A 20527-nucleotide genomic window follows, 5' to 3' on the forward strand; every position below is an offset into this window, starting at 1 on the left:
AGGTCGTTCAGGAGGCTTTCGCGGGGAGCCGCTCCTCCCCCTGAACGGCGGCGGCGGCGATCGTCCGGCGCAGCAGTGGGCCGATGGTCAGGCCCTGCAGCACGATGGAGACGACCACCACGACATAGGTGATGGTCAGCACCATCTCGCGCTCCGGCACGAGCGTGCCGTCCGCGAGCTTTCCGGGGATGGAGAGCGCGAGGGCCACCGAGACGCCGCCGCGCAGACCGCCCCAGGTGAGGATGCGGATCGCCCCCGGGGTGAAGAGCCTGCGCCTCTTCATGAGGCTCACCGGCAGCGCGACCGCGATGAACCGCGCGATCAACACGACCGGGAACGCGAGGAGCCCCGCGATCAGCGACTGGGTGTCGAAGGCGACGATCAGGAGCTCGAGGCCGATCAAGACGAACAGCACCGCGTTCAGGATCTCGTCCATCAGCTCCCAGAAGTCGTCCAGGTGCTCGCGGGTCTTCTCGCTCATGGCGCCGGCGCGCGCCTCGTTCCCGATGAAGAGCCCGGCCACCACCATGGCGATGGGGCCGGAGACATGGAGCGCGTACGCCAGGGCGTAGCCGCCCGCCGCGGTCGCCAGCGAGATCAGGACCTCGACCTTGTAGTCGTCGACCTTCCGCAACATGGCGAGCGCCGCGAAGCCGAGCGCGAGGCCGTACAGCACGCCGCCGATCGCCTCCTGGAGGAACAGCAGCGAGAGCCTCTGTGGATCGATGCCCGACGTCCCCGACGCGAGCTCCAGGAGCCCGATGAACGCCACCACCGCCACGCCGTCGTTGAAGAGCGACTCCCCGGCGATCTTCATCTCGAGCTCCTTCGGCGCCCCCACGTGCTTGAGGACCCCGAGCACCGCGATGGGATCGGTGGGGGAGATCAGCGCGCCGAAGAGCAGGCAGTAAATCGGCCGGATCTCCACGCCCATCAGCGTCATGAGGGCGTAGGTCATGCCGCCCACGAGCACGGTGGACAGGAGCACGCCCCCCGTGGCCAGGATGCCGATGATGAGCCGCTGCTTCTTCAGATCCGCCAGGTTGACGTGCAGCGCGGCGGCGAACAGCAGGAAACCGAGCATCCCCTGCATCAACGTCTTGTTGAAGTCGATGCCCGAGAGGTGCTCTCTCGCCTTGGCCTCCACCGCCGGAAACAGCTCGCCGATGGCCACCATGACGAGGGACGTCGTCATCGCGATCAGCATCAACCCGATCGTGGTCGGTAATTTCAGGAACCGATGGTTCACGAAGCTGAAGACCGCGGCGAGCGAGAGGAGCGCTGCTGAGACTTGGAATAGATCCATGCTCCCAGATCTACAGATCGACGCGCGTCGGTTCGAACGAGGCGCGGCGCTGTCCGGGTAAAAGGTTGGACGTCAAAGTACCCTTGAAGCGGAAGGAAATCCAAGTCGATTAAAAATGTCAAGGCTCGACCGCGGGACCTGCGCCAGGGGCCTGAAATCTCGGGGGGATCGCGACAGAGGGCCCCGCCGGCCGGATCGAAATCGAAAGCCCCGCCGACCGGATCGAAAGCCTCGCCCTGCCGGGGCTGCACGGAGGGCGGTACTCCTTCGCTGCAGGCGGTCCGTGCGGCCGTCAGCGAAGGAGACGTGATGAAGACGGACGAGCACGGAGAGCACGCAGTGACATTCGATCGGGCGCGAGCATCGAGCTACGACGACCACGTGCACCGCATGTGGGCGGCCTATGGCGCCATGCACCAGATCGTCGCCGAGGTGATCGTCGCGGCGCTCCCCGACAAGGAGGCCGCGTCGCTGCTGATGGTCGGCATCGGGACCGGGAGCGAGGTGACGCCGTTCGCGCGCTACGCGGGGGCCGGCGTTCGTTTCACCGGCGTCGATCCCTCGGCGGACATGCTCGCCGTGGCGAGAGAGCGGCTCGCGGCGGAAGGCCTCCTGGAGAGGACGAGCCTGCATGCCTGCGAGCTGCGCGATCTCGCGCGCGGGCCCTTGTTCGACGGCGCCCAGATGATCGGCGTCCTGCACCACCTCCCGGGGGATGAGGCTCGCCTGGAGCTCTTGCGGGAGGTCGCCGGGCGGCTGAAGCCGGGGGCGCCCTTCGTGATCGGCTGTCGGGCTGGGAGCGATCCGCTGCTGATGGCCGTCGAGGAGCGGCGGTCCTCCGCGGTCGCGTTGCCGCCCGAGGTGGCGGAGCAACGACGAAAGGCCATGGCGTCGTTGCGGGTCCCGGCCTCGGAGGCCGAGGTCTTCGCGCTCCTCGTCCAGGCAGGCCTCGTGGCGCCTCGTTTGATCTTCGGCGAGCTGCACTTCAAGGTCTGGGTGACGCGCCACGAGCCCTCCACGCTCGGCGCGTGACGTGGCGGCACGCGGGGGGCCGCGGCTCCGTGCGCCTCACGGGCGGAACCGCCCTCACAGCAGCTCGGCGATCCTCTCCTTGAGCTCCGACAGCTCACCACGGACCAGCGTCACGCCGTCGTCCTCCTCCAGGTAGTACCCCCCGGGATCCGCCGTCTCGTGCTGCTTCACCCAGAGGCGGAGCCAGTCGCAGCCCGCCGGCTCGGCGTGCATCAGCTCGAACGCCGAGGGGATCGGTCCGCCAAAGCCGTTGTAGGTCACGACGCACGTGCCCATCGCCACGTTGGCGAGACAGCGAGTCACTCGCCCGACTTCGTTCATGAAGCGGTGCCGGGAGAGCTCCACGGTATCGTCGAGGTGATCGTCGGCCGAATAGAGGTTCTCGGCGAACGGGTTATAGAGATAGAAGCCGTCGAACCCGAACCAGGCGGGGTCGGTCGCGTCGGCCCGGAAGAACCGGACGTTGTCGAGGCCGAGGCGCTCCGCAGCCGCCCGAGCGGCCTCGACGAGGTGAGCCCGCTGCTCGACACCCGTGAAGTCGAGGTCCGGCCGGGCGCACGCGGCGACGAGGCAGAACTTGCCGGGCCCGGAGCCGATGTCGAGCACCCGTCGGGCGTTGTAGCGCGCGAACAGCGAGGCCGCCTGGTGGGCAACCTCCGCGGTGGTCCAGTATCGCCTGGACTTCTCGCGGATCGGCGCGGCGTAGAGCGCGTCGAACGTGCCGTCGTCCACGGGGCCGTGGCGAAGGTCCTCCCGGAGCTGGGCGACCTCGTCGTCGGTCAGAACGCGCGTTCTCGTCGCATCGGCGGGGAGGAGATTGAATTTGACCATCAGGGTGGGTTCGGCGGCGGGCTGGGGGTTGCCCAGAGGCTCGACCTGGGAACGCCTGTGCCTGTTCCCTGGTGTAGCACGATCCTCCGGTGGCGGTCTCTATGTGCGGCTCGGCCACGTCCGGCTGAAGCAGCTGGACGCCCCCCCAGCGCCCTCGGGAGCCGCACCGGAGCGCCAGCGACCGGCGCATGGCGGGCGGTGTCACCGTGTCATCCCACGTGATACGCGCGCATTCCAGCGCGTGACCCCCCTCGCGTTCCACCTCACCCCCGCTTCCCCGGGGCTGTTCCCCCCGCAGAACGGCGCTTCGAGCGCAACACGTGCTCTGCGCACCTCCGGCACGTGGCTTGCTCTGCCACCGCTTCGAAGACGCCGCTGCAAGCGCACCACGGTACGCGATGGGCGCGAAGCGACGAGCGATGAACGACACGTGGAGACGGGGCTTCGTACGACCTGTTCTGAGCGCACGCCGCGCAGCGGCGGCCGTGCTGTCCGGGAAGCGGGCGAATCGAGCGAGCGATGGCCGGCTGACGCAGCGCCGCCATCGCTCGCTTCCTTCGTTTCTGGCGGGCGAGCAGGCCAAGCTCCACGGCGGCTCGCCGCGCTCCCCTCGGGCTTGACGAGGGCGAGGCGGAACGCCCCGGCCGGCAAGGACCCGCAGCACGCATGCCCGCGCGGCGACCGCATCGCGAGCGGCTCGTGTCCCAAACGTCGACCCGCGAGGCAAATTGAGCTCGTTCAAGGTAATGCATGCGGGGCAGCGGAAGCGGGGCATCCTGCGCGAGATGGCCGCGGTACCACCTCGACACTGTCGGCGAGCCGGCTATGGTCATCCGCAGGTGCCACCGATGATCGGTCGAATCCAAGCCATCTGCCCCTCCTGCAGGGTAGCTCCAAGCGGCCGGGTGTTCTCCCGCGCCGGTCGCATCCGACTGATCGACGCCGAGCCCGGCAACTACTGCGTCTGCGTCTGCGGCCTCGTCCTTGTGTTCGAGGAGCGCATGCAGCTACGACGACTGACGCCCGACGAAGAGCACGCGCTCGGTCCCCACGTGCGGCGCAGCTTGCGCATCTGATCCACGCCCCCCATGGGCCGGAGCTCCGGGCGGCCCGCGATGGGCTACTCGTGGACGGCGGAGAAGCGCCCGCTGGGCGTGACGATGACGTGGGCCTAGAGCGGGACGTTCAGCGCGTGCGAGAGGTCGCGCAGCTCCTGGGTCATCGCACGATCCACCTCGGTCGGTGTCGGGTCGCCGCTCGGGTGGTTGTGGACGAGGACGAAGCTCTGGGCTGCCATGTGGGCGAGCTTCGGGCCGACGTGTCGCGCCACGCGGGCGGCGTCGTCGAGGAGCGCGCCCCGGCGAGCGCGCGCGGCGTGGGTGCGGCGGCCGAGCTCGAAGGCGGCAGCGAGCCGGGTCGCGTCGAGGAGCGCGATCTGGGTGCGCTCGGCGAGGGCCGCCGGAGAGAGGCGACCGAGCGACGGGAGGGCGGCCGCGCCGAGGATGCGCGGCGCCACGCCGGGGATGCCGAGCACCATCTCGATGAGGGCCGTCTCGGTCGCGGTCGGGATCTCGGCCGCCGTCTCGGCGGGGGCGTCGACAGGGGCGCTGCTCATCGGGGCCACCTCCGAAAGCGGGTGAGCGAGCGGGCGAAGAGGCGGCGCGCGAGGCGGAGGCGGGTGGCCACCGTGGGGCGCGGGAGCGCGAGGGAGGCGGCGATCTCGTGTGTCGAGAGGCCGGTGGCGGCGAGCGACAGGATCTCGCGAAGCGCAGGACGGAGACGGTGGAAGGCACGGAGAAGACCGCGCGCGACGAGGCGATCCTCGGGAGACGGCGCGTCGAGGGCCGCGAGGCGGTCAGGAGCGAGCGCGGGCGCCTCGTGACGCCGGTGCGCCTTGTCGCGGTCGTGAGAGGCCTGTCGCGAGGCGATACCGGCGAGCCAGATGCGGAGGGCGTCGGCGGGAGGAAGAGCGGGGGACGGCCGGAAGCGGCCGGCGCGCATGCTGCGCCAGGCGCCGAGCACGGTCTCCTGCGTGAGGTCGTCGAGATCCGCAGGGAGAACGCCGCGGGCGCGCAGCGTGCCGCGGATGAGGGCGCGCTGCTCGAGGAGCGCGGCGGCTTCGACGTAGACGGCGGGGGGCGGTTCGCCGGATCGTTGCCTCAGATCGGTCAACCGTTTCGCACGGACATAAACTGTGATTCAAATTGCCTATTGACGCCGCGCTGCGGCGAGAAAAACGTCGCTGCCGCCGGAATGCATAAGGCGGGCGGCTTTGATGCGTGAATTGAATTACGTTTTTGGACGTGCGCGCGCCGGGCTCAGACGCAGCGCCGCTCTCTCGGACGACAGCGACCTGCTCAGGGCCAAGCGTTGTCGTTCGTCGCGAAGCGCGCGGGGCGCTAGCCTGGATTTTCACCGAGATAGTTTGCCTAACGGCGCAGCATGAGGCCGTCCCTCCGGCTGGGTAACCGGAGGACGCGGTTTCACGCCGAACGGCGTGAGCCAGGCAAGCGGCGGCATCAAGGACGTCATGAGGGAAAAGGATGCGCTATGGGCGAATTTCTCGTCCGTCAGCTTCTCCCCCTCGGTGGACGTAGTTGATGCATCAGCGGTGCAGATCAACCTTGAAATCCAGCAAAAATTGGCTGCATCGCCTCTCGACGCCGCTCTCCTTACCTTGACGAGATCCCTTATGTGTGGGTCACGTTTTTCACGATGAGCGCACCAACTCCACTAACTGACCCCGCCCGCTTCTTCCGGGTGCCCGCCCAGACGCGGCACCGCCAGTACGAGGCGCTGCGCGCGTACTTTGTGGAGCATCGCTCGAGCGCCGAGGTCGCGCAGACCTTCGGCTACACTCCCGGCTCGTTCCGCGTGCTCTGCCATCAGTTCCGGCACGATCCCGAGCGTGCCTTCTTCACCGAACCGATGCGCGGCCCGCACGAGCAGCCGAAGAAGTCCCGCGCCCGGCGCCTGATAATCGCGATGCGCAAGCGCAACCTGTCGATCTACGACATCGCCGAGGAGCTCCGGAGCCAGCAGATCGAGCTCAGCCCCACGGCCATCACCGAGGTGTTGCGCGAGGAAGGCTTCTCCAGGCTGCCGCGTCGGAAAGATGACGAGCGCCCCGCCAGGACGCGTCCCGAGCGCGCCAGCCGCGCCGATGTCCGCAACTTTCAGCTCGTCCCTGCGACGTTCGAGACCCATGTCGGCGGTCTGTTCGTGCTCCTGCCTCTGCTCGTCAAGCTTGGCTTTGATCGGCTCGCCGGCGAAGCTGCCCTGCCTGGCTCGAAGGCGATCCCGGCGACCCACGCGCTGCTCGCGGCCCTCGCGCTGAAGCTGACGTCCATCGAGCGCAAGAGCCACGTGATGGACCTGGTCTTCGACCAAGGCCTGTCGCTCTTCGCGGGGCCCAACGTCATCCCGAAGACAACCTTCCTCGCGCAGTACTCCGATCGCCTGGGACGCTCGAGCTCCGTCCGACTGCTGCGCGGCTGGCTCGATCACCTGCGCACTCATCTTGCGCTCGCGGGCGCGTCGTTCAACCTCGACTTTCATGCCGTTCCCTTCTTCGGGCAGGACGAGTTCGTCGAGCGCCACTACCTTTCCAAGCGCAGCCGCCGCGACAAGGCCGTGCTTACCTTCATCGCCCAGGACGCCGACGCCGATGTGCTCTGCTACGCGAACGCCGACCTGCGCAAAGGAGAAGAGAGCGATGAGGTCCTGCGCTTCGTCGACTTCTGGAAGAAGACGTACGGCAAGGTGCCCCCGCACCTCGTGTTCGACTCGAAGCTCACCACCTACAAGAATCTGGGCCGCCTGGATGCCCAGGGGATCACCTTCGTCACGCTGCGCCGCCGCACGGATGTCCTCAAGCGCCATGTGCTGAACGCACCGGCCGCAGCCTGGCGTCGAGTGGAGCTCGATGTACCGAACCGCAAGTTTCGCAACCCCAAGGTCCTCGACGAAACGGTGCGGCTGGGCAAGGACTATCCAGCGCCGATCCGGCAGATCTGCGCGCGCGATCTCGGTCACGACGAGCCCACGATCCTGCTGACCAACGACACCCGCTCGACGCCGCGCACGATCCTCGAGCGCTACGCTCGGCGCATGCTGATCGAGAACAACCTCGAGGACCAGGTCCACTTCTTCCACGTCGATGCGCTGTCGTCCGCTGTGGCCATGAAGGTCGACTTCGACGTGACCTTGACCGTCATCGCCACCGGCCTCTACCGGCTGCTCGGTAAGCACCTGCACGGCTTCGAGCACGCCAAGGCGCGGCAGATCTTCCGCCGCTTTCTCGACACGACGGCGAGGGTCGAGGTCAGCCCGCAGCGCGTCCACGTGCGCCTCCCTCGTCGGGCTCACAACCCCATGCTGCTCGAGTCCGGCGTGCTCGCGACGCCGGTCGCTGTCCCCTGGTGGGGAGGAGCTTCGCTCGAAGTCGCGTTCCCCTGACCGGTGTCAGTGGCCTTTGTGTTAACCGATCTTCTGCTGTGAAAATCCAGGCTAGGCGCGTCTGTCAGGAATCCCGCCAGAAGAACCGGTCGATAACGAGCCACGCATCGAGTGGGCCGCGTTCACTCCACAGCCTGCGGGAGCTCGTCCAAAGGTGGGTGTCAGCGAAATTCGGATCCTCCAGGCGGAGCCGGGCCACTCGACATAACACTCCTTCTGCGCGCCGGCCCTCCTGCTCCTGCTCCCGCCATGGGCGCGGGCGCTTTCAGCGGCGGCGGTGATGCTCGGCGCGCGCGGGATCGTGCGCCGGCGTGGGGGGTCGCCTGAGCGGCCGGGGGCGCACGGCAGCGCCGCCCGGCCGCCTCGGCGGAGGCCTCTAACCGCCCTCGGGCGCGTCGAGCGTAGCTTCGCGCTCGGCCCTGGCCCGGGTATCCTCCGCGTCGATGCGCTTGACGCAGTCGGATAGCTCGGCCATGGCCGCCTTGAAGACCTTGGTTTCCTCCGGGGTCTTCGGCAGTGCGAGGCCGATCTTGCCCTTGTAGATCGCGTTGGTGCGGGACCAGCACTCCCGGGTCTCGCACCGGCAGATGTCGTCACGAATGCGCAGCGCCAGGGCGACACCCCGCTCCACCACGGGCTCCGTGGACACAGGCTCCGTGGACGGCGCGGAGGACGTCGCCTCGATCTCCGTCGCTTCGACCTCACCGGCCGGGCGAGGCCGGGGCGTCGCCGCCGTGCTTCGCCTGGCGGCGGCGCCTCCGCCCGTGGCCGGCGGAGCGAAAGACACTGTGTGCGTCTGCCGCGGGGGTGGAGCACCACCCCGCCCGGCGAGGGCCAGGATCAAGGCCACCGCAGCGCCCACGCCCACGCTCACGCCCGTGATCATCCGCCTTCGCGTCATGGTCGTCTCCTAGGGATTGCAGCTGCCCTGGTACTCGAAGAATCCGGCGAGGTAGGCCCGCGCGGGGCTCTTCCAGAACCGCTCCAGCGTGACCTCGGCGTGGGGCATCTCATGGCTCCCGCAGATGTCGCCCATGATCAAAGGTTCCAGCAAGCGGAAGTCAGAGGCCCAGTTGAATGAGTAAATGCCGCTCTGGGAGGCGTGACAACCACGGCAGTACGGCGCGATGACATCTCGGTAGATCTTCGCGTCCGCCCTCACCATCGAGCCCGTGCTGCTCGGGTCGTTCTCCCACGAGGACGGGATGTACTCGTTGTTCTGCACCCTGAGCGGTGCGTTCACGTTGCCGCCGTACCAGCCCAGAATGAGCTCCTGGGTCCGATTGGAGGCCCCGGCCCCGAAAACCATCGCGTTCAGCTTGCGGAAGTTCTCCTCCTGATCGGCGCGCGTGAAGCCCGCCGCGCCCGAGAACTCGAAGGCGTCGAGGTCGAACGCCAAGAACCGCGGGCCCTTCGAGGCCGGGTTGGCCCCAGGCACGCCGTGGTTCGTGTAATCGTAGTCGCCGCCGCCATGGCAAGCAAGGCAGTTCTGGGGGACGCTCTTGTTGTGTCCCGAGGTATCGAGCGCCGCCTCGGGGTCCCTATTACCAAGGGCGTTATAAACGACGAACCGAACGCTGTTATTCGCCGAGATCGGCCAGGTGTACCACATGGCGACCGTGGCGAACGCGCCTTGGTGGGTGCCAGAGTTGAACCCGTCCACCGTATTATCGAGGATGGTATCCTTGTCCGCCGTGCTCCGGTCGCCTGCGAAGAAGGGAACAGCAGTGTCTACGTCGTAGTTGCTCACATAGCAGGCCACGCCGTGATCCGTGGTGGCCGTCACCGGGTCGTCCGCGAACGTTTTGCAGTGCATTTCTCGGCCGACGCCGAGATCGCCCGCGTTGTAGTAGACGGCCGACACCTCATCCGAGCCCGGCGTGCCGAACCCAAATCGCTGCTTGAAGCCGGGGTCGGTTGTGCTGGTGGCGTCGCTGAGCTTGGACGGCGCGCCTATCACGCCGTAGTAGGTATTCGTCTCGCCCACGCTGCCGACCGTCTTCCTCGAGATGTAATCCGGCGGGTCGCTGTCCTGCGTTGGCGACAGAGAAGAGCTGACGAACGCGGAGCCGGTCCACGGGGACTCGCAATTGTCCCTTATGGTAAGCCAGCTATTCGCCCCGTTCAGCACTTGCTCGTTGTAGCATTCATCATAGTCCTGACCGGCGGTCGCCTGCGCGCTGTCCGCCGCGTCGAGCACACGCCAGCGCAGGATGCCCCCCGCGGGCCAGCGGTCGGCAAGCTGGGAGCTCGGCACGGTGACTGACCACGCGTAGGAAGTAGTCCCGAACTGGTCAATAATGGGGGTACTCCCGGTGGTGGTGCTGACGACCTCCTCCCAGTTCCCGCCGTAGAAATCGACGGGACCCTCAGGATCGATCAGCATCTGGACGCTGATCCCATAGTTATACTCTGAATGGCGTCCGGAGAAGGTGATGTTAAAGCTTCCGGGGGTAGCGCTGTAGACTTCACCGTCCTTGTTCTCCACGCACGCCACGGATGCTGTGCAAAGCGCCGCCAGGAGAACGAAACGCGTGAGGAAGGAAGATCTGCGTATCAGCTTCATAAACACCTCTTGCTCTGGTTCGTGTTCACGTTTGCCCTTCGGCCTGGGTTCCAGGCGCGGAGGGCGCGGGGGGTCCGGCGCCACTCATGAGGACGATGAGGAGGGGCGGGCGCGCCGGCTCACGCCGTCGCGTGTTCCGGAAGCTCGACGCTGCTGGGCCCGCTCGGAGCCGTCAATGCACGCTACGTGCCGGGCGCAGCTGCCGCTGGATGTCTCGAGCGGTCGCGTTCCACGGGCCGGAAAATGAGCCGCCCACCGCGAAATGCGGCCCCATCCCTCCGTGACATGTCACGGATCGCAGCGTGACATGTCACGGATCGCAGCGTGACATGTCACGGATCGCAGCGTGACATGTCACGGATCGCAGCGTGACATGATCCACGCGTGCATCGCGCATCGCTCGATGCGCGACGGCGGCTCAGACGATCCACCCAAAGTCGTCGCTTTTATTGGTGATTTCGCAGAGATCGACCGCATGCGAAACAAGAAGGCCTTTGCCGCGCGCCGGTTCGAGGGGCGAGGCGCTGACAGCGGGCTGCGCCGCGCGGCAAAGGCCGGTTGAACGAGCCCCTGGTGGCGGGGGCGTGACTATGCAGAAGTTGACGCGACGGCGGGCGTTCGCGACGGGCACGAGGTGTGCGCGAGTGCGCGTCACGCGCGGGCTCGAACTTGTAGTCCGGGCTCTTGCTGTGGCCGTACCGCTTGACGACCATGCCGTAGTCGACGCAGCCGCGGAACGATGCGTCCACGGCGGGCACGTACACGTCGAGCCCATCGCTCGTGAGCTGCGGGACGACGAGCACGCGGGCGCGCAGGTCGGCCAGGAACGCGTCGGTCGTCACCTGGTCGCGCTTCCCCACGGCGTACGAGATCACGAGTTTCGACCGCCTCGCGAACGCGGTGAAGGTGAAGACGTCGCCGTACTCGGCCGGGTCCTTCTCCGTGACGCGCTTGTCCTTCTTGGCGATGAAGGACCACTGCTCATCAAGCTCGATGTCGGGCTCGCAGAGGCCCTGCACGAGCCGGTTGTGCAGGCGCGCGCAGCCCTCGCCGAGCTCCACGGCGAAGCGCAGGATGGTGCTCTTCGCGACGCCGGTCTGGCGCTCGACAGCACGCACGCTCGTCCCCTCGACCAACGCGGACGCGATGCGCACGCGGGTCTCCATCGGAAGCACGTTCGGCACGGCCCCTTGCCTCTCTCCGAACGGGGGCGCATGCTGCACATGCGACGTGCGCAGGGCGGCCCTACCGCTCGGCGTTCCGCAGCCTCCTTCCGGGTACCAGCCGGGGGGGAGGCGCCTTGCTTAGGACCTAAAATAGCACCGCAAGCCTATGTTTCCCGGCTTTTCTGCGAGGCTCGGACACGCACTGTCATAGCCGCAGTGCTGGATCCCGCGACAAACGTAGGCGTTTCGAGTCGGTCAAGTGGAGCGGCGCGCGTCACGCCGCGCGCCGCTCCACTGCGACGAGCGAACCAGCGCATGCCCGCTAGCGCTGGTCGGTGCGTCCGTGGCACCATCGATCGCGATGGCTCGAAAGTCGCGAGAAGAGAAGGACCGCGAGGAGGCTATGCTGGAGGAGCGGGCCGGGCGCACATATGCAGCCGGCTTGGCCAGGCTCGCCGACCTCGAAGCAGCGCAGCAATTCGCGAACAACGGGCCATCGGGTGAGGAGCCTGGTGCGGACTACTACCACAACCTAGGGTGCTTTCTGCACCGTAACCCCTTCCGTGCGCGCAGGTGGGAGTGGGAGGCGCTCGTGAGCTTCGCTGAACGCGCGGAAGCGGCAGGCAACGCGCCCGCCGGGTTCGCTGCCGCCGCGAGGGCGGAGATGCAGTACGCCGAGGAGACGCGCGACTTCAGGCGCGGTTAGCGCTTACGGCGAGGTGGTCGCAGTTGGCGCGGGGTGGTCGCGTTTCAGGCAAACGCGACCGACCACCTGTCGGGAGCCTCCCGGGAGAGTTGAAACTCAACCCGGAGGCTGTCGGGAGCCTCCCGGGAGAGTTGAAACTCAACCCGGAGGCTGTCGAGGGTGGTGGGGTAAGTACCCCAGTCGCTTGCAAATGACCCCAGTCTGAGGGGCACCAAACGACCCCACTATGTGTTCGTCTGGTCATTCGGCGACCCGACGAACGAGCTAGACACGTCCCTGGGCGCGCCGTCGCCAGGCGAGCGAATCGAGCTGACCCGACACTTCGTACTTGGCGGGCAGTGGCCGGACCTCACGCGGTCGGGTTCGGATCGAGTTGGTTCGGGCATTCCGCCCTCACCCGATAGGATGCGACCGTGGTGTTGTTTCTCTTGTCCCAAACCAAAATGTGGGTGATCCTCTGCCCTTTTTCGGGGTAGCCCTTGTACCAGCGCCCGCACCAGCATTCCCACGCCCCCTTACCGGGGTCGCCCACGGATCGGACCACGACTACCTTGCCACACGGGCACGCGACGGTGGCATTGTTGCCGTAGACGCTGATGGGGGTTGCGGTGGGTTCTCGGTCGGGCGGGTCGGGCGTGGTTCTCGTATTCATCCGCAGAACTTTACACGCGCCCCCGTCGCGCGCCTACTTGCGCGGCGGGTCGATGTCGAACAGCGTCAATTGCTGCGGTATCCTCGGCTTCGGACGCCAGGACAGGAGATCGAGTTGCCTGGGCTGGTCCGCCGCCAGCGCGGAGGGCTCGACATGAGCCAGCGCAGCGACGGGCTCGGGAGCGGGCGGAGGCGGCGCGGGGGCGACGGGCTCGGGAGCGGGCGGAGGCGGCGCGGGGGCGACGGGCGGGCTCGGTGCGGCGCCGCCCTGGACCACGCGCAGGAAGCCACGGTTGCCAGGGAGCTCCCGCGCGGTGCCCTCGGGCTTGCGCGGGGCGAGCGGCTTCGCGCTCGGCGCTGGCGTCTCGGGCACGGAGAGCAGCGCGTCGAGCAGCTCCGCGAGATCCCACACGTGGCGAGTCACGCCAGCTGCTACTGCGGGGGTGACGCGGATCGTGCTGACGATGTGGCACAGGTTGTAGTGCGTCAGCCCCAGGGCGACGGCCGCCCGATGGTGCTCCGGCGCCTTGCTGAAGGCGCAGACGAGCCGTCTCATGCGCCCGATGTGGTGCCGCAAGGTGCCGTTGTGCCGCTCGACGTGCGCGGTCGTTGCGGCGTCGATGTTCGGAGCGCCGAACACCACGCGCTTGGTCAGGAACGGCGAGCGAGGCGGTTCGTAGCGGTGGTCGTCGTCCCGCTGGCCGCCCCGCGTGTAGTTCTTGATGACCTGCCCGTAGTCGACGCCAGGGCCGAAGCTGGCCCCGATCGCGCCCGGGTAGGCGGTGAAGCCGTCGGAGGTGAGCGACGGCATGACGACCAGCCGCGCGCGCAGGTCAGCGACGAACGCGGCGGCGCTCGTCTCGTCGCGCTTGCCGACGTGCCACGTCACGACGTAGCGGCTCGGCATCGCCAGCGCCGTGAAGGCGTACGCCTCACCGAGGCCGGCCGCGTGCTCCGCCGGGGTCACCCGCGACTGCTTCTTCTTCACGAAGGACCAGACTTCATCGCTCTCGATGAGGGACAGCGCGAGATCGCGCGCCATGGTGTTGTGCAGGCTCTGCGCCGCGGTGCCGACCCGGAGCGCGAAGCGGCGGATCGTCTTCCGCTCGACGCCCGTCATCCGCTCGGCCGCGCGCTCGCTGTTGCCGTCTACAAGCGCCGCGAGCACGGCAAGCCGCTTCTCCGCCGGGAGCACGTTCGCCACGGGACCCTTGCCTTTCCCCGGCGGAGGGCCCACGATCCGGTCTGCCAGGACGTCGGACGGGTCGCACCGCTCGGCTTCTGCCGCCCTGCCTTCGGATACCAGCCGGAGGCGGGGCGTTTTCGTCTAAGGTCCTCTGATTATACGGCTTTTCAGCGGGAAAACCGCTCGAAACGGCTCGAAAGAGGGGGCGCTAGGACAGTGGATGTCATAGCCGCACAGGCGCGTTGCGCTGGGACCGCAGAGGTCTAGGTCGCATCGGACGAGATCCCGAGCTCCGCTCGTACCAGATCGATTAACCTATTGCACGACTCTATGGCACGGTTCAAAAACTCGACGTCTGACTTCTTGTCGAATTCCGCCCTGGCACGCATTAGACTCGGCGGGTACTCATGAAGAATCTTTAGAGCTTCTTTAGAGAAGAAGTGTTGCCGGCTCCTCACCGCATAAATAAACTCATAGACTTTCTGCATCGAATCTCTGTGATCGTCCATGTGGTTAGATCTGGCGTTGATGACGGTACGCAACAGCGGCTCGCCGATATCGACCAGATATAGCAGCGCCTCCACCTTCTTCGCCGCGGCCTGCCTCCGCACCTCAGCAGCCAACAGAAGCGACGCCTTGAACGATTCAAGCTGCTGCGCCGCGTGCACTCGCTCCCGCTCCAGATCACGCGCGAACCGCCGCCTGTCCTCTTCGAGCTCGCGGGAGAACTGCGCTTTGAGACGCTCCATTGCCTCGGCGTAGCCGGCCTGGATGCGCGCCTTCTCTACTTCTAGGTCCTTTGTAAAACTCTGGCGCGTGGCCTCGATGTCTCTCGCGAACTGCGCCTTAGATGCTTCGAGCTTCAGAGCGAGCTCGCCTTGGAGGTTGGCGATCTCGCGTTTTCCCGCCTGCTCGACAGCAGCCGCGATCGCAGACTTGCTCATGTACAGCAGCAGCGCGGTCACGCCGCCACCGCCCAAGAGAAACGCGATAACCAGACTAGCTTCTCGCAGTACGGTTTCCATCGGCGCGGACCCTAGCACCGGACTTTGTGGCTGGCAGGACGCGCTCGCGCAGCCGGCGCGCCTCGGCGGAGACCGCTGGAATGCGGCGCCCGCCGGGATGCCCGCGGCGCCCGTCAGGGCCCTTTTACAGCCGCGGGTTCCTCCGGTTGGTCATCTCCCGCCGGCCGCGCCATCGGAACCGGATCCCTCCGCCCTCAGAGCCGCCGCCAGCGCCTGGGGCGCGCAGGATGGTGCAGTTAGCGCTGTTCGACACGCGAATCGCACATGCGCCCACCTGAACCGGCGTAGAATCGATCAGTACTGCGCAGTTCAGTGCGCAAATCCCTTGCCGCACAAACGCACATGGGTATACATGTGCGTGTGGTCGGTCAGATTCGATCGGCCCGACTGAAATCCACATATACGAACGGCGAGTCGCGGGGCTCATCCCGCGCTCGCCGTTCGTAACCGACCCACTGGATCGGCTGTTCGACTTGGAACCCGAACAGCGCACACATACACCTCGTGTGCGTGCCAGTCAAGGGGGTCGGCGTGGATATCTATCGCCTTCGGGTGAGGATGGTCACGCCATGAGTGATACCAGTGAAAAGAGCCCGGCCGAGCGCCGGTCTGCGTTCTACAAGGCTTGGGAGGCCCACAAGAAAGCCGGTTTCGCGGAAACCCAAGAAGAGGTGAACCGCATCGCGGCGGAGTTCGGCGTTGAGGCTCCCCAGCTGGAAGACCATGGGACGGCCGTCGCGCATATCGCGTCGCCTGGTCGGAGCATGTTCAACGGCAGAGGAAGCTTCGGCATCTTCTGACGTGGTGAGCTGAGTGAGCAAGCCGCGGCCGCCCGCGGCTTGCTCACTTGGCGTGCCGCCATTTCGGCGTGTGTGCGCTCAGCGGCGCCATCGCCGGAGCTTCAAGGCGAGGGCTTCCCGGGCGATCCGCAAGCGGCTCGCCGCCGTGCCCGGGCTCATGCCGCGCCGCTTGGCGTACGCGACGAGTGACTCCGGGTCGTCGACGGAGAGCAGCGCCTCGGCTTGCCACGGCGGCAGGCTGGCGAGCGCTTCCAGCACCTCGCGCGCCTGGAGTTGCGCCTCCAGGCTCGGCCCGACGGGCTCGTGCAGCCTGCCGAGAGGCCGCGCATGAAGTACCGCACGCCGCACCCACGCGCTGTTGACGTAGTGCCCGGCCTTGCGCCACGACACGCCGTAGAGCCACTTCCGGAGCGCCCTGCGGGCGTCCTCTGTGGGGTCGGGCCGGTACCTTCCGCCCTTCACGGAGCGCCACGCCCCCATGAGCACCTGCTGCTCCACGTCGGCGCGGTCGCGCGACGGTACGCCGCTGGCGATGAGCACGGCGAGGATGACCGAGCGCTCCGCAAGGATCGCCTCGATGCTCGGCTTCTTCCTGGGATGTCGTGCGGCAGGCGGGCTCTGCGCCCCCTTCCGCGGGCGCCTCACCCGCTCCTCCCGCATCCGCAGCAGCGATCGGCCGCCACGGGTGGGCTCAAGAGGCGCTCGACGGACGTCTTTGCGACGCGCGCCGTGAGCAGCACGAGCGCGGGCGAACCGCGCTCCGCACCGCAGGCGACGCGGCACAGCGTGCGGATGTTCACGCCGTCCATGGCTTCGGAGACGGCGCGCCACGTGCCCAGGCGGGCCTTGACGCCGCGCAAGGCGGCGCGCAGCCGTCGGGTCTCGTCGGGGGTGAGGGAGAGGGAGGGGCTTCGGTGGTACGAGCGGCGTGTAGGTACACGTCCGCCTTGCCCACCGTCGGGTGGGATCAGGTATAGCTGCACTTGTCGGACCTCGTTGACGCGGGGTTCGGCCACGCGGGGCGGACGCTGGCAGGCGTCGCGCCTCGCACTACTTCGGCCGAACTTAGCCCGTCACGCGAGGGCCGGAGTCAAATGACCCCACTATTGGGCAAACGACCCCACCACCCTGTCGAGAGCCTCCCGGGAGAGTTGAAACTCAACCCGGAGGCTGTCGGGAGGTAGTGCTGCACTTTGGTTTTGAGTGCTGCACTTTGACGCCAGACCTCGCCTGACGGGCTAAGGTCGGCCGGAAGTAGTGCAGCCCGCGTCGGCGCCAACCGACCGGGCTGCGTGGCCGAACCCCGACCTAACCGGAGTCCGACAGTGCAGCTATACCTGATCCCACCCGACGGTGGGCAAGGCGGACGTGTACCCACACGCCGCCGCCCGTGTCTCTCCCTCACCCCGACCCAGCGCAAGCGGCTCCGCGCCGCACTGCGCAACCTGCGCGCCGCGTACGGCACGTGGGCATGCCTCGCCGAAGTCATGGGCATGTCCAAGTCGAGCCTCTGCCGCATCGCGAACGGCTTCGACAACGGCTCCCCCGCGACCGCGCAGCGCGCCGCCAAGGCGGCCGGCATCACCGTCGAGCAGCTCCTCGGCGGGCTGGCAGCGGCCGACCGCTGCCCCACGTGCGGGAGGAGCGGATGAGCCGCCCGCGGAAGGGGGCCGGACGCCCGCCTGCCGCACGACATCCCCGCAAGCGCCCGCCGATGGAGGCGCTCCTCGCCGAGCGCGGCATCGTCCGCTCCACGCTCGCCGGCATCCCGAAGCGCGACCGCGCCGACGTGGAGCAGGCCGTGTTCATCGGCGCGTGGAGCGCCATCCGGCGCGGCATGTACCGACCGAACCCGAAGGACGACCCGCGCGACGCGCTCCGGAAGTGGTTGCACGGCATCGCCTGGCGGCAGGCCGCGAAGTACCTCGACAGCGCGTACGTGCGCCGCTTCATCCTGGACCCGCAACCGCTCAGCAGGCTCCGCGGGATCGTCGGGCCGAGCCTCCACGCCCAAGTCGAGGCGCGTGACCTGCTCAGGGCGATCGAACGGCTGGAGCCGCGCCATCAGGAGATCCTCCTCGCCGTCGACACGCCGGAGACGCTCTCCGCGTACGCCGCGCAGCGCGGGATGAACCCGTTCACGGCGGCGTCGCGGCTCCGCATCGCCCGCGAGGCGCTCGCGCTCCGGCTCCGTAGGTGGCGGCGATGAGCAACCGCGAGACGCGCCGCGTGCTGACCCTGGAGGACATGGCCTACCTCTCCCAGCGGGTGCGCGCCCTTGAGCCCTACGCGCTCGGCATCTGGGAGCGCGACCGGCTCTGGGCGGTCGTGCTCGCCGCCCAGATGGAGGCGAAGACCCGCGCCGAGCGCGAAGCCGTCGCCGAGGCGCGCGGCGCCTTGCAGATCCTCGACGCCATAGAGCGGCACTTCGTCCGCAGGTAGCCCGCCTCTTCCCGCCTTCATTGCTCCCACCTCTCTCTCAACGCGCCACAGCCACATCCTGAACGCCTGCCGCTGGACGGATGCGGAGTTACATAGATCTTGCGTCAACTGTATACCCAGAATTGAGGGGTATACATGGGTCTTGATGACAAGCTTCGTAAAGACAGGGCTAGCTCCGTAGACGCCGGGACGTGGGCGCGGCGCCTCGACCAAGAGTTCGCGAAGATCGCTGCGGGTATCGAGCTCAAACCAGGAACCTACGGGCCCGCTCCCATTCCTGACAGGGACATTGGCGATGGACAGGTGCGCATCAGTGGCAGGGATAACGCAGTGATGGCATCCAACAACGCTGTGGCGCGCTACAGGATCAGCGTCGGCGGGAAGCCCGTGAATGTGGATCTGGCGCTCATGCAAAAAGAGGACGGAGGGTACCATATCGAATTTGCTGAGACTCTGCGGATAATGTGCCCGGACGACAGTTCATTCTACAGCAACATAGAGGATGCGCTAATCGCGATGTCTAAGCGTTAGCGGGCAGTAGCCAACGATGCGCCCGTGATACCAGATCGGTCGATAGGCCGACGGCGGTCCTTCGATCTGTATCATCGCGACCTGTCCGTGCTTGTTCCAGGCGGGCAAGCACCCAGTGTCGGCTCTCGCCTCTTCGGCGACCCTGGAGAGCATCTCGTCGCGACTGACCTCCAGTTCATAGCCATATCCACGCAAAGCGGTAGACGTCGCGATCATGGCCTTCCCCGCATTCACGAAGGGGCAGCGAGACGCGCTCATCGCGCCACCCATTCGCGATGCGCCGCGTCGACGATGACATTCACCTTCCCTACGGACCATCCTTTGAGCCGCCCGCCACGGCGAAACTCTGCCCCGTACGACATCCCCTAATATGGACTGCCGACGATCCACCCGCAAGCAACTGTTGCTCCGGTTCGCTGACCACGCTCAGCTGCTACGAACGTTCGGCCCTAGCGTGGGCGGCTTCTCTGTGCGGATCTGCCGGCCACACGATAACTGCCGCGCTGCTCGAAGGTGAGGTGCTCTACTTGCGCCCCCGCAGCCAGCGTTTGATGAGCATGCGCGAGCCTGTGCGCACCAGAGAATACAGCCTATTGTAGACGGGTGGGGTCGGCCGCTGAGCGGTCTTCGGACCGTCGGACAACCCCATAATCTGCGCCCACCTAACCACGATCTCCTCCTCGTTCGGTGGCCGCATCTCGACTGCGTAGTGCGGATGCTCTCGCATAAATGATTCTTCTACGGCAATCGCATCCACGATCCCAGTGTCACGCATGATCACTTTTTCGTAATAGTCGCGCCTGCGGTTTATCTGATCTATGTGCGCTGGTATAAATATATAAGGCTCGTCGTGTCCCTCAAGGGTCAGCAGTTCAATGACGAGCTCAAAAAACAGAATCAGCCGGTGGCAATCCTCTACGCGGTAGTAGCTGCTGGTGCCGAGCCCATGCAGCGCGTAGTGCCTGTTTAGATACGACAAGCCAAAGTTCGCTCTGTCCGTGTTGGTCCAGAGCCATTTCTCATGGAAGTCGGCTAGCGCTGATGCATACGCAGCATGAAGACTAGGCTCGTATTTCGGTTTCCCTGAGCGGAGAAGTCTACGAATCTCTGGAGATTTGATGTCCTTGTCGCCAAAGGACCAGCCGCAGTAGGAGCGCAACGTTCCCTCCACCGCTGGGAGCAGAGTGAGTACGCAGGACACAAAGTCATGCTTGAGGTAGTGCAGAACGCCTCTCTCAACAAGATGCGAGAACGCACGAATGTGTGGGAGTTGCGACGCTCTGTACACGTAGAACGCGCGAAAATTCGGATGGTAGATGTGGGCAACCAGTATTTCGTCGACTTTGCGCTCAACGGCCGCCACTTCGGCCGGTGATGACGGAGGTTTTGCTTGCACCGATTTGCAGTATGCCGCCAGAGCATTCCATTCCCCGCCGAGCAGAAATGGCGCCACTAGGCCGCCGTATTCCATCAAGAACTTGCTGACTGTACGGTATTCGCTTGCGTATTCGTCCAGCATGCTGCGCCCCATCTGCGGCCTATGCGCCGGAACCACCGTCGCGGCTGATGGACCAGGCTTCTGGTCCATGTCCCAAGTCCCTCCGAGCCACGCGCCATGTCGGCTATGACACCCGCTGTCCTAGCGCCCCCCTCCGCGCCCTTTCGAGCGGTCTTCGCCGGTAAAATCGCTATAATCAGAGGACCTTAGACGAAAGCGCCCCGCTCCCAGCGGCAAACTGAGAGCAGGGCGGCAGAAGCCGAGCGGTGCGACCCGTCCGACGTCCTGGCAGACCGGATCGTGGGCCCTCCGCCGGAGAAAGGCAAGGG

The 20527-nt window shown here is 66.7% G+C and carries 21 protein-coding genes; 9 read left to right on the forward strand and 12 right to left on the reverse strand.

Features of this window, described 5'->3' with window-relative positions:
• Positions 1-7 precede the first annotated feature (7 nt).
• A complete protein-coding gene (locus WMF17_RS13590; RefSeq protein ID WP_437649794.1) occupies positions 8-1306 on the reverse strand; it encodes a cation:proton antiporter in 1299 nt (432 codons plus the stop codon).
• A 309-nt stretch (positions 1307-1615) separates the two neighbouring features.
• On the opposite strand from WMF17_RS13590, the gene WMF17_RS13595 reads away from it, so the two are divergent.
• Positions 1616-2338, forward strand: a complete 723-nt coding sequence (locus WMF17_RS13595; protein WP_437602468.1) for an SAM-dependent methyltransferase — start codon at positions 1616-1618, stop codon at positions 2336-2338.
• 54 nt (positions 2339-2392) lie between these two features.
• Here the strand turns inward: WMF17_RS13595 and WMF17_RS13600 are convergent, their stop codons facing one another.
• The gene (locus tag WMF17_RS13600) at positions 2393-3169 is read right to left on the reverse strand and encodes a methyltransferase domain-containing protein (protein WP_437649796.1); all 777 of its coding nucleotides are present in this window, start codon (positions 3167-3169) and stop codon (positions 2393-2395) included.
• An 848-nt stretch (positions 3170-4017) separates the two neighbouring features.
• Between WMF17_RS13600 and WMF17_RS13605 the strand changes: the two genes are divergently transcribed.
• Positions 4018-4245 carry a hypothetical protein gene (locus WMF17_RS13605; RefSeq protein ID WP_437602470.1) on the forward strand — a complete coding sequence of 76 codons (228 nt, stop codon included), beginning with the start codon at positions 4018-4020 and terminating at the stop codon, positions 4243-4245.
• A 95-nt stretch (positions 4246-4340) separates the two neighbouring features.
• On the opposite strand, the gene WMF17_RS13610 is transcribed toward WMF17_RS13605, so the two are convergent.
• Positions 4341-4784 carry a JAB domain-containing protein gene (locus tag WMF17_RS13610; protein WP_437649798.1) on the reverse strand — a complete coding sequence of 148 codons (444 nt, stop codon included), beginning with the start codon at positions 4782-4784 and terminating at the stop codon, positions 4341-4343.
• The gene (locus WMF17_RS13615) at positions 4781-5170 is read right to left on the reverse strand and encodes an RNA polymerase sigma factor (protein WP_437651340.1); all 390 of its coding nucleotides are present in this window, start codon (positions 5168-5170) and stop codon (positions 4781-4783) included. Before WMF17_RS13615 ends, WMF17_RS13610 begins: the two co-directional genes overlap by 4 nt.
• Positions 5171-5884: 714 nt before the next feature.
• Here WMF17_RS13615 and WMF17_RS13620 point away from each other — a divergent pair.
• Positions 5885-7627, forward strand: coding sequence for a hypothetical protein (locus tag WMF17_RS13620; RefSeq protein WP_437644531.1), 1743 nt, complete (start codon positions 5885-5887; stop codon positions 7625-7627).
• A 376-nt stretch (positions 7628-8003) separates the two neighbouring features.
• Here WMF17_RS13620 and WMF17_RS13625 read toward each other — a convergent pair whose 3' ends face one another.
• The 3 genes from WMF17_RS13625 to WMF17_RS13635 all read right to left on the reverse strand — a co-directional run bounded on the left by WMF17_RS13625 (position 8004) and on the right by WMF17_RS13635 (position 11377).
• A complete protein-coding gene (locus WMF17_RS13625) occupies positions 8004-8528 on the reverse strand; it encodes a hypothetical protein (RefSeq protein ID WP_437649800.1) in 525 nt (174 codons plus the stop codon).
• 9 nt (positions 8529-8537) lie between these two features.
• Complete coding sequence (locus WMF17_RS13630; protein WP_437649801.1) at positions 8538-10193, reverse strand: hypothetical protein; 1656 nt, start codon at positions 10191-10193, stop codon at positions 8538-8540.
• Between the two features lie 446 nt (positions 10194-10639).
• The gene (locus WMF17_RS13635) at positions 10640-11377 is read right to left on the reverse strand and encodes a hypothetical protein (protein ID WP_437649803.1); all 738 of its coding nucleotides are present in this window, start codon (positions 11375-11377) and stop codon (positions 10640-10642) included.
• Between the two features lie 325 nt (positions 11378-11702).
• On the opposite strand from WMF17_RS13635, the gene WMF17_RS13640 reads away from it, so the two are divergent.
• Positions 11703-12065 (forward strand): hypothetical protein, encoded by a 363-nt coding sequence (locus WMF17_RS13640; RefSeq protein WP_437649805.1) that lies wholly within the window; start codon positions 11703-11705, stop codon positions 12063-12065.
• 685 nt (positions 12066-12750) lie between these two features.
• Here the strand turns inward: WMF17_RS13640 and WMF17_RS13645 are convergent.
• Both WMF17_RS13645 and WMF17_RS13650 read right to left on the reverse strand, forming a co-directional pair.
• A complete protein-coding gene (locus WMF17_RS13645; RefSeq protein ID WP_437649807.1) occupies positions 12751-13920 on the reverse strand; it encodes an IS1 family transposase in 1170 nt (389 codons plus the stop codon).
• 245 nt (positions 13921-14165) lie between these two features.
• Entirely contained in the window at positions 14166-14927 is a 762-nt protein-coding gene (locus tag WMF17_RS13650) for a hypothetical protein (protein WP_437649809.1), read from the reverse strand.
• Positions 14928-15496: 569 nt separating this feature from the next.
• On the opposite strand from WMF17_RS13650, the gene WMF17_RS13655 reads away from it, so the two are divergent.
• Complete coding sequence (locus WMF17_RS13655) at positions 15497-15727, forward strand: hypothetical protein (protein WP_437649811.1); 231 nt, start codon at positions 15497-15499, stop codon at positions 15725-15727.
• 78 nt (positions 15728-15805) lie between these two features.
• On the opposite strand, the gene WMF17_RS13660 is transcribed toward WMF17_RS13655, so the two are convergent.
• On the reverse strand, positions 15806-16372 hold the full coding sequence (locus WMF17_RS13660; RefSeq protein ID WP_437649813.1) for an RNA polymerase sigma factor: 567 nt from the start codon (positions 16370-16372) through the stop codon (positions 15806-15808).
• Positions 16369-16587, reverse strand: a complete 219-nt coding sequence (locus WMF17_RS13665) for a hypothetical protein (protein ID WP_437649815.1) — start codon at positions 16585-16587, stop codon at positions 16369-16371. Before WMF17_RS13665 ends, WMF17_RS13660 begins: the two co-directional genes overlap by 4 nt.
• Positions 16588-17220: 633 nt before the next feature.
• Between WMF17_RS13665 and WMF17_RS13670 the strand changes: the two genes are divergently transcribed.
• The 4 genes from WMF17_RS13670 to WMF17_RS13685 all read left to right on the forward strand — a co-directional run bounded on the left by WMF17_RS13670 (position 17221) and on the right by WMF17_RS13685 (position 18700).
• Positions 17221-17379: a hypothetical protein gene (locus WMF17_RS13670; RefSeq protein ID WP_437649817.1), complete on the forward strand. Its 159-nt coding sequence runs from the start codon at positions 17221-17223 to the stop codon at positions 17377-17379.
• 62 nt (positions 17380-17441) lie between these two features.
• Positions 17442-17936, forward strand: a complete 495-nt coding sequence (locus WMF17_RS13675; RefSeq protein WP_437649819.1) for an RNA polymerase sigma factor — start codon at positions 17442-17444, stop codon at positions 17934-17936.
• Positions 17933-18169: a hypothetical protein gene (locus WMF17_RS13680; protein WP_437649822.1), complete on the forward strand. Its 237-nt coding sequence runs from the start codon at positions 17933-17935 to the stop codon at positions 18167-18169. The genes WMF17_RS13675 and WMF17_RS13680 overlap by 4 nt, the downstream gene beginning before the upstream one ends.
• Positions 18170-18304: 135 nt before the next feature.
• Positions 18305-18700, forward strand: a complete 396-nt coding sequence (locus WMF17_RS13685) for a hypothetical protein (protein WP_437649823.1) — start codon at positions 18305-18307, stop codon at positions 18698-18700.
• A gap of 523 nt (positions 18701-19223) precedes the next feature.
• Here the strand turns inward: WMF17_RS13685 and WMF17_RS13690 are convergent.
• Positions 19224-20288 carry a hypothetical protein gene (locus WMF17_RS13690; RefSeq protein WP_437649825.1) on the reverse strand — a complete coding sequence of 355 codons (1065 nt, stop codon included), beginning with the start codon at positions 20286-20288 and terminating at the stop codon, positions 19224-19226.
• Positions 20289-20527: the final 239 nt, after the last annotated feature.

It is taken from the genome of Sorangium sp. So ce362, from assembly GCF_051519845.1.
In the GTDB taxonomy this organism is placed as follows: Bacteria; Myxococcota_A; Polyangia; order Polyangiales; family Polyangiaceae; genus Sorangium.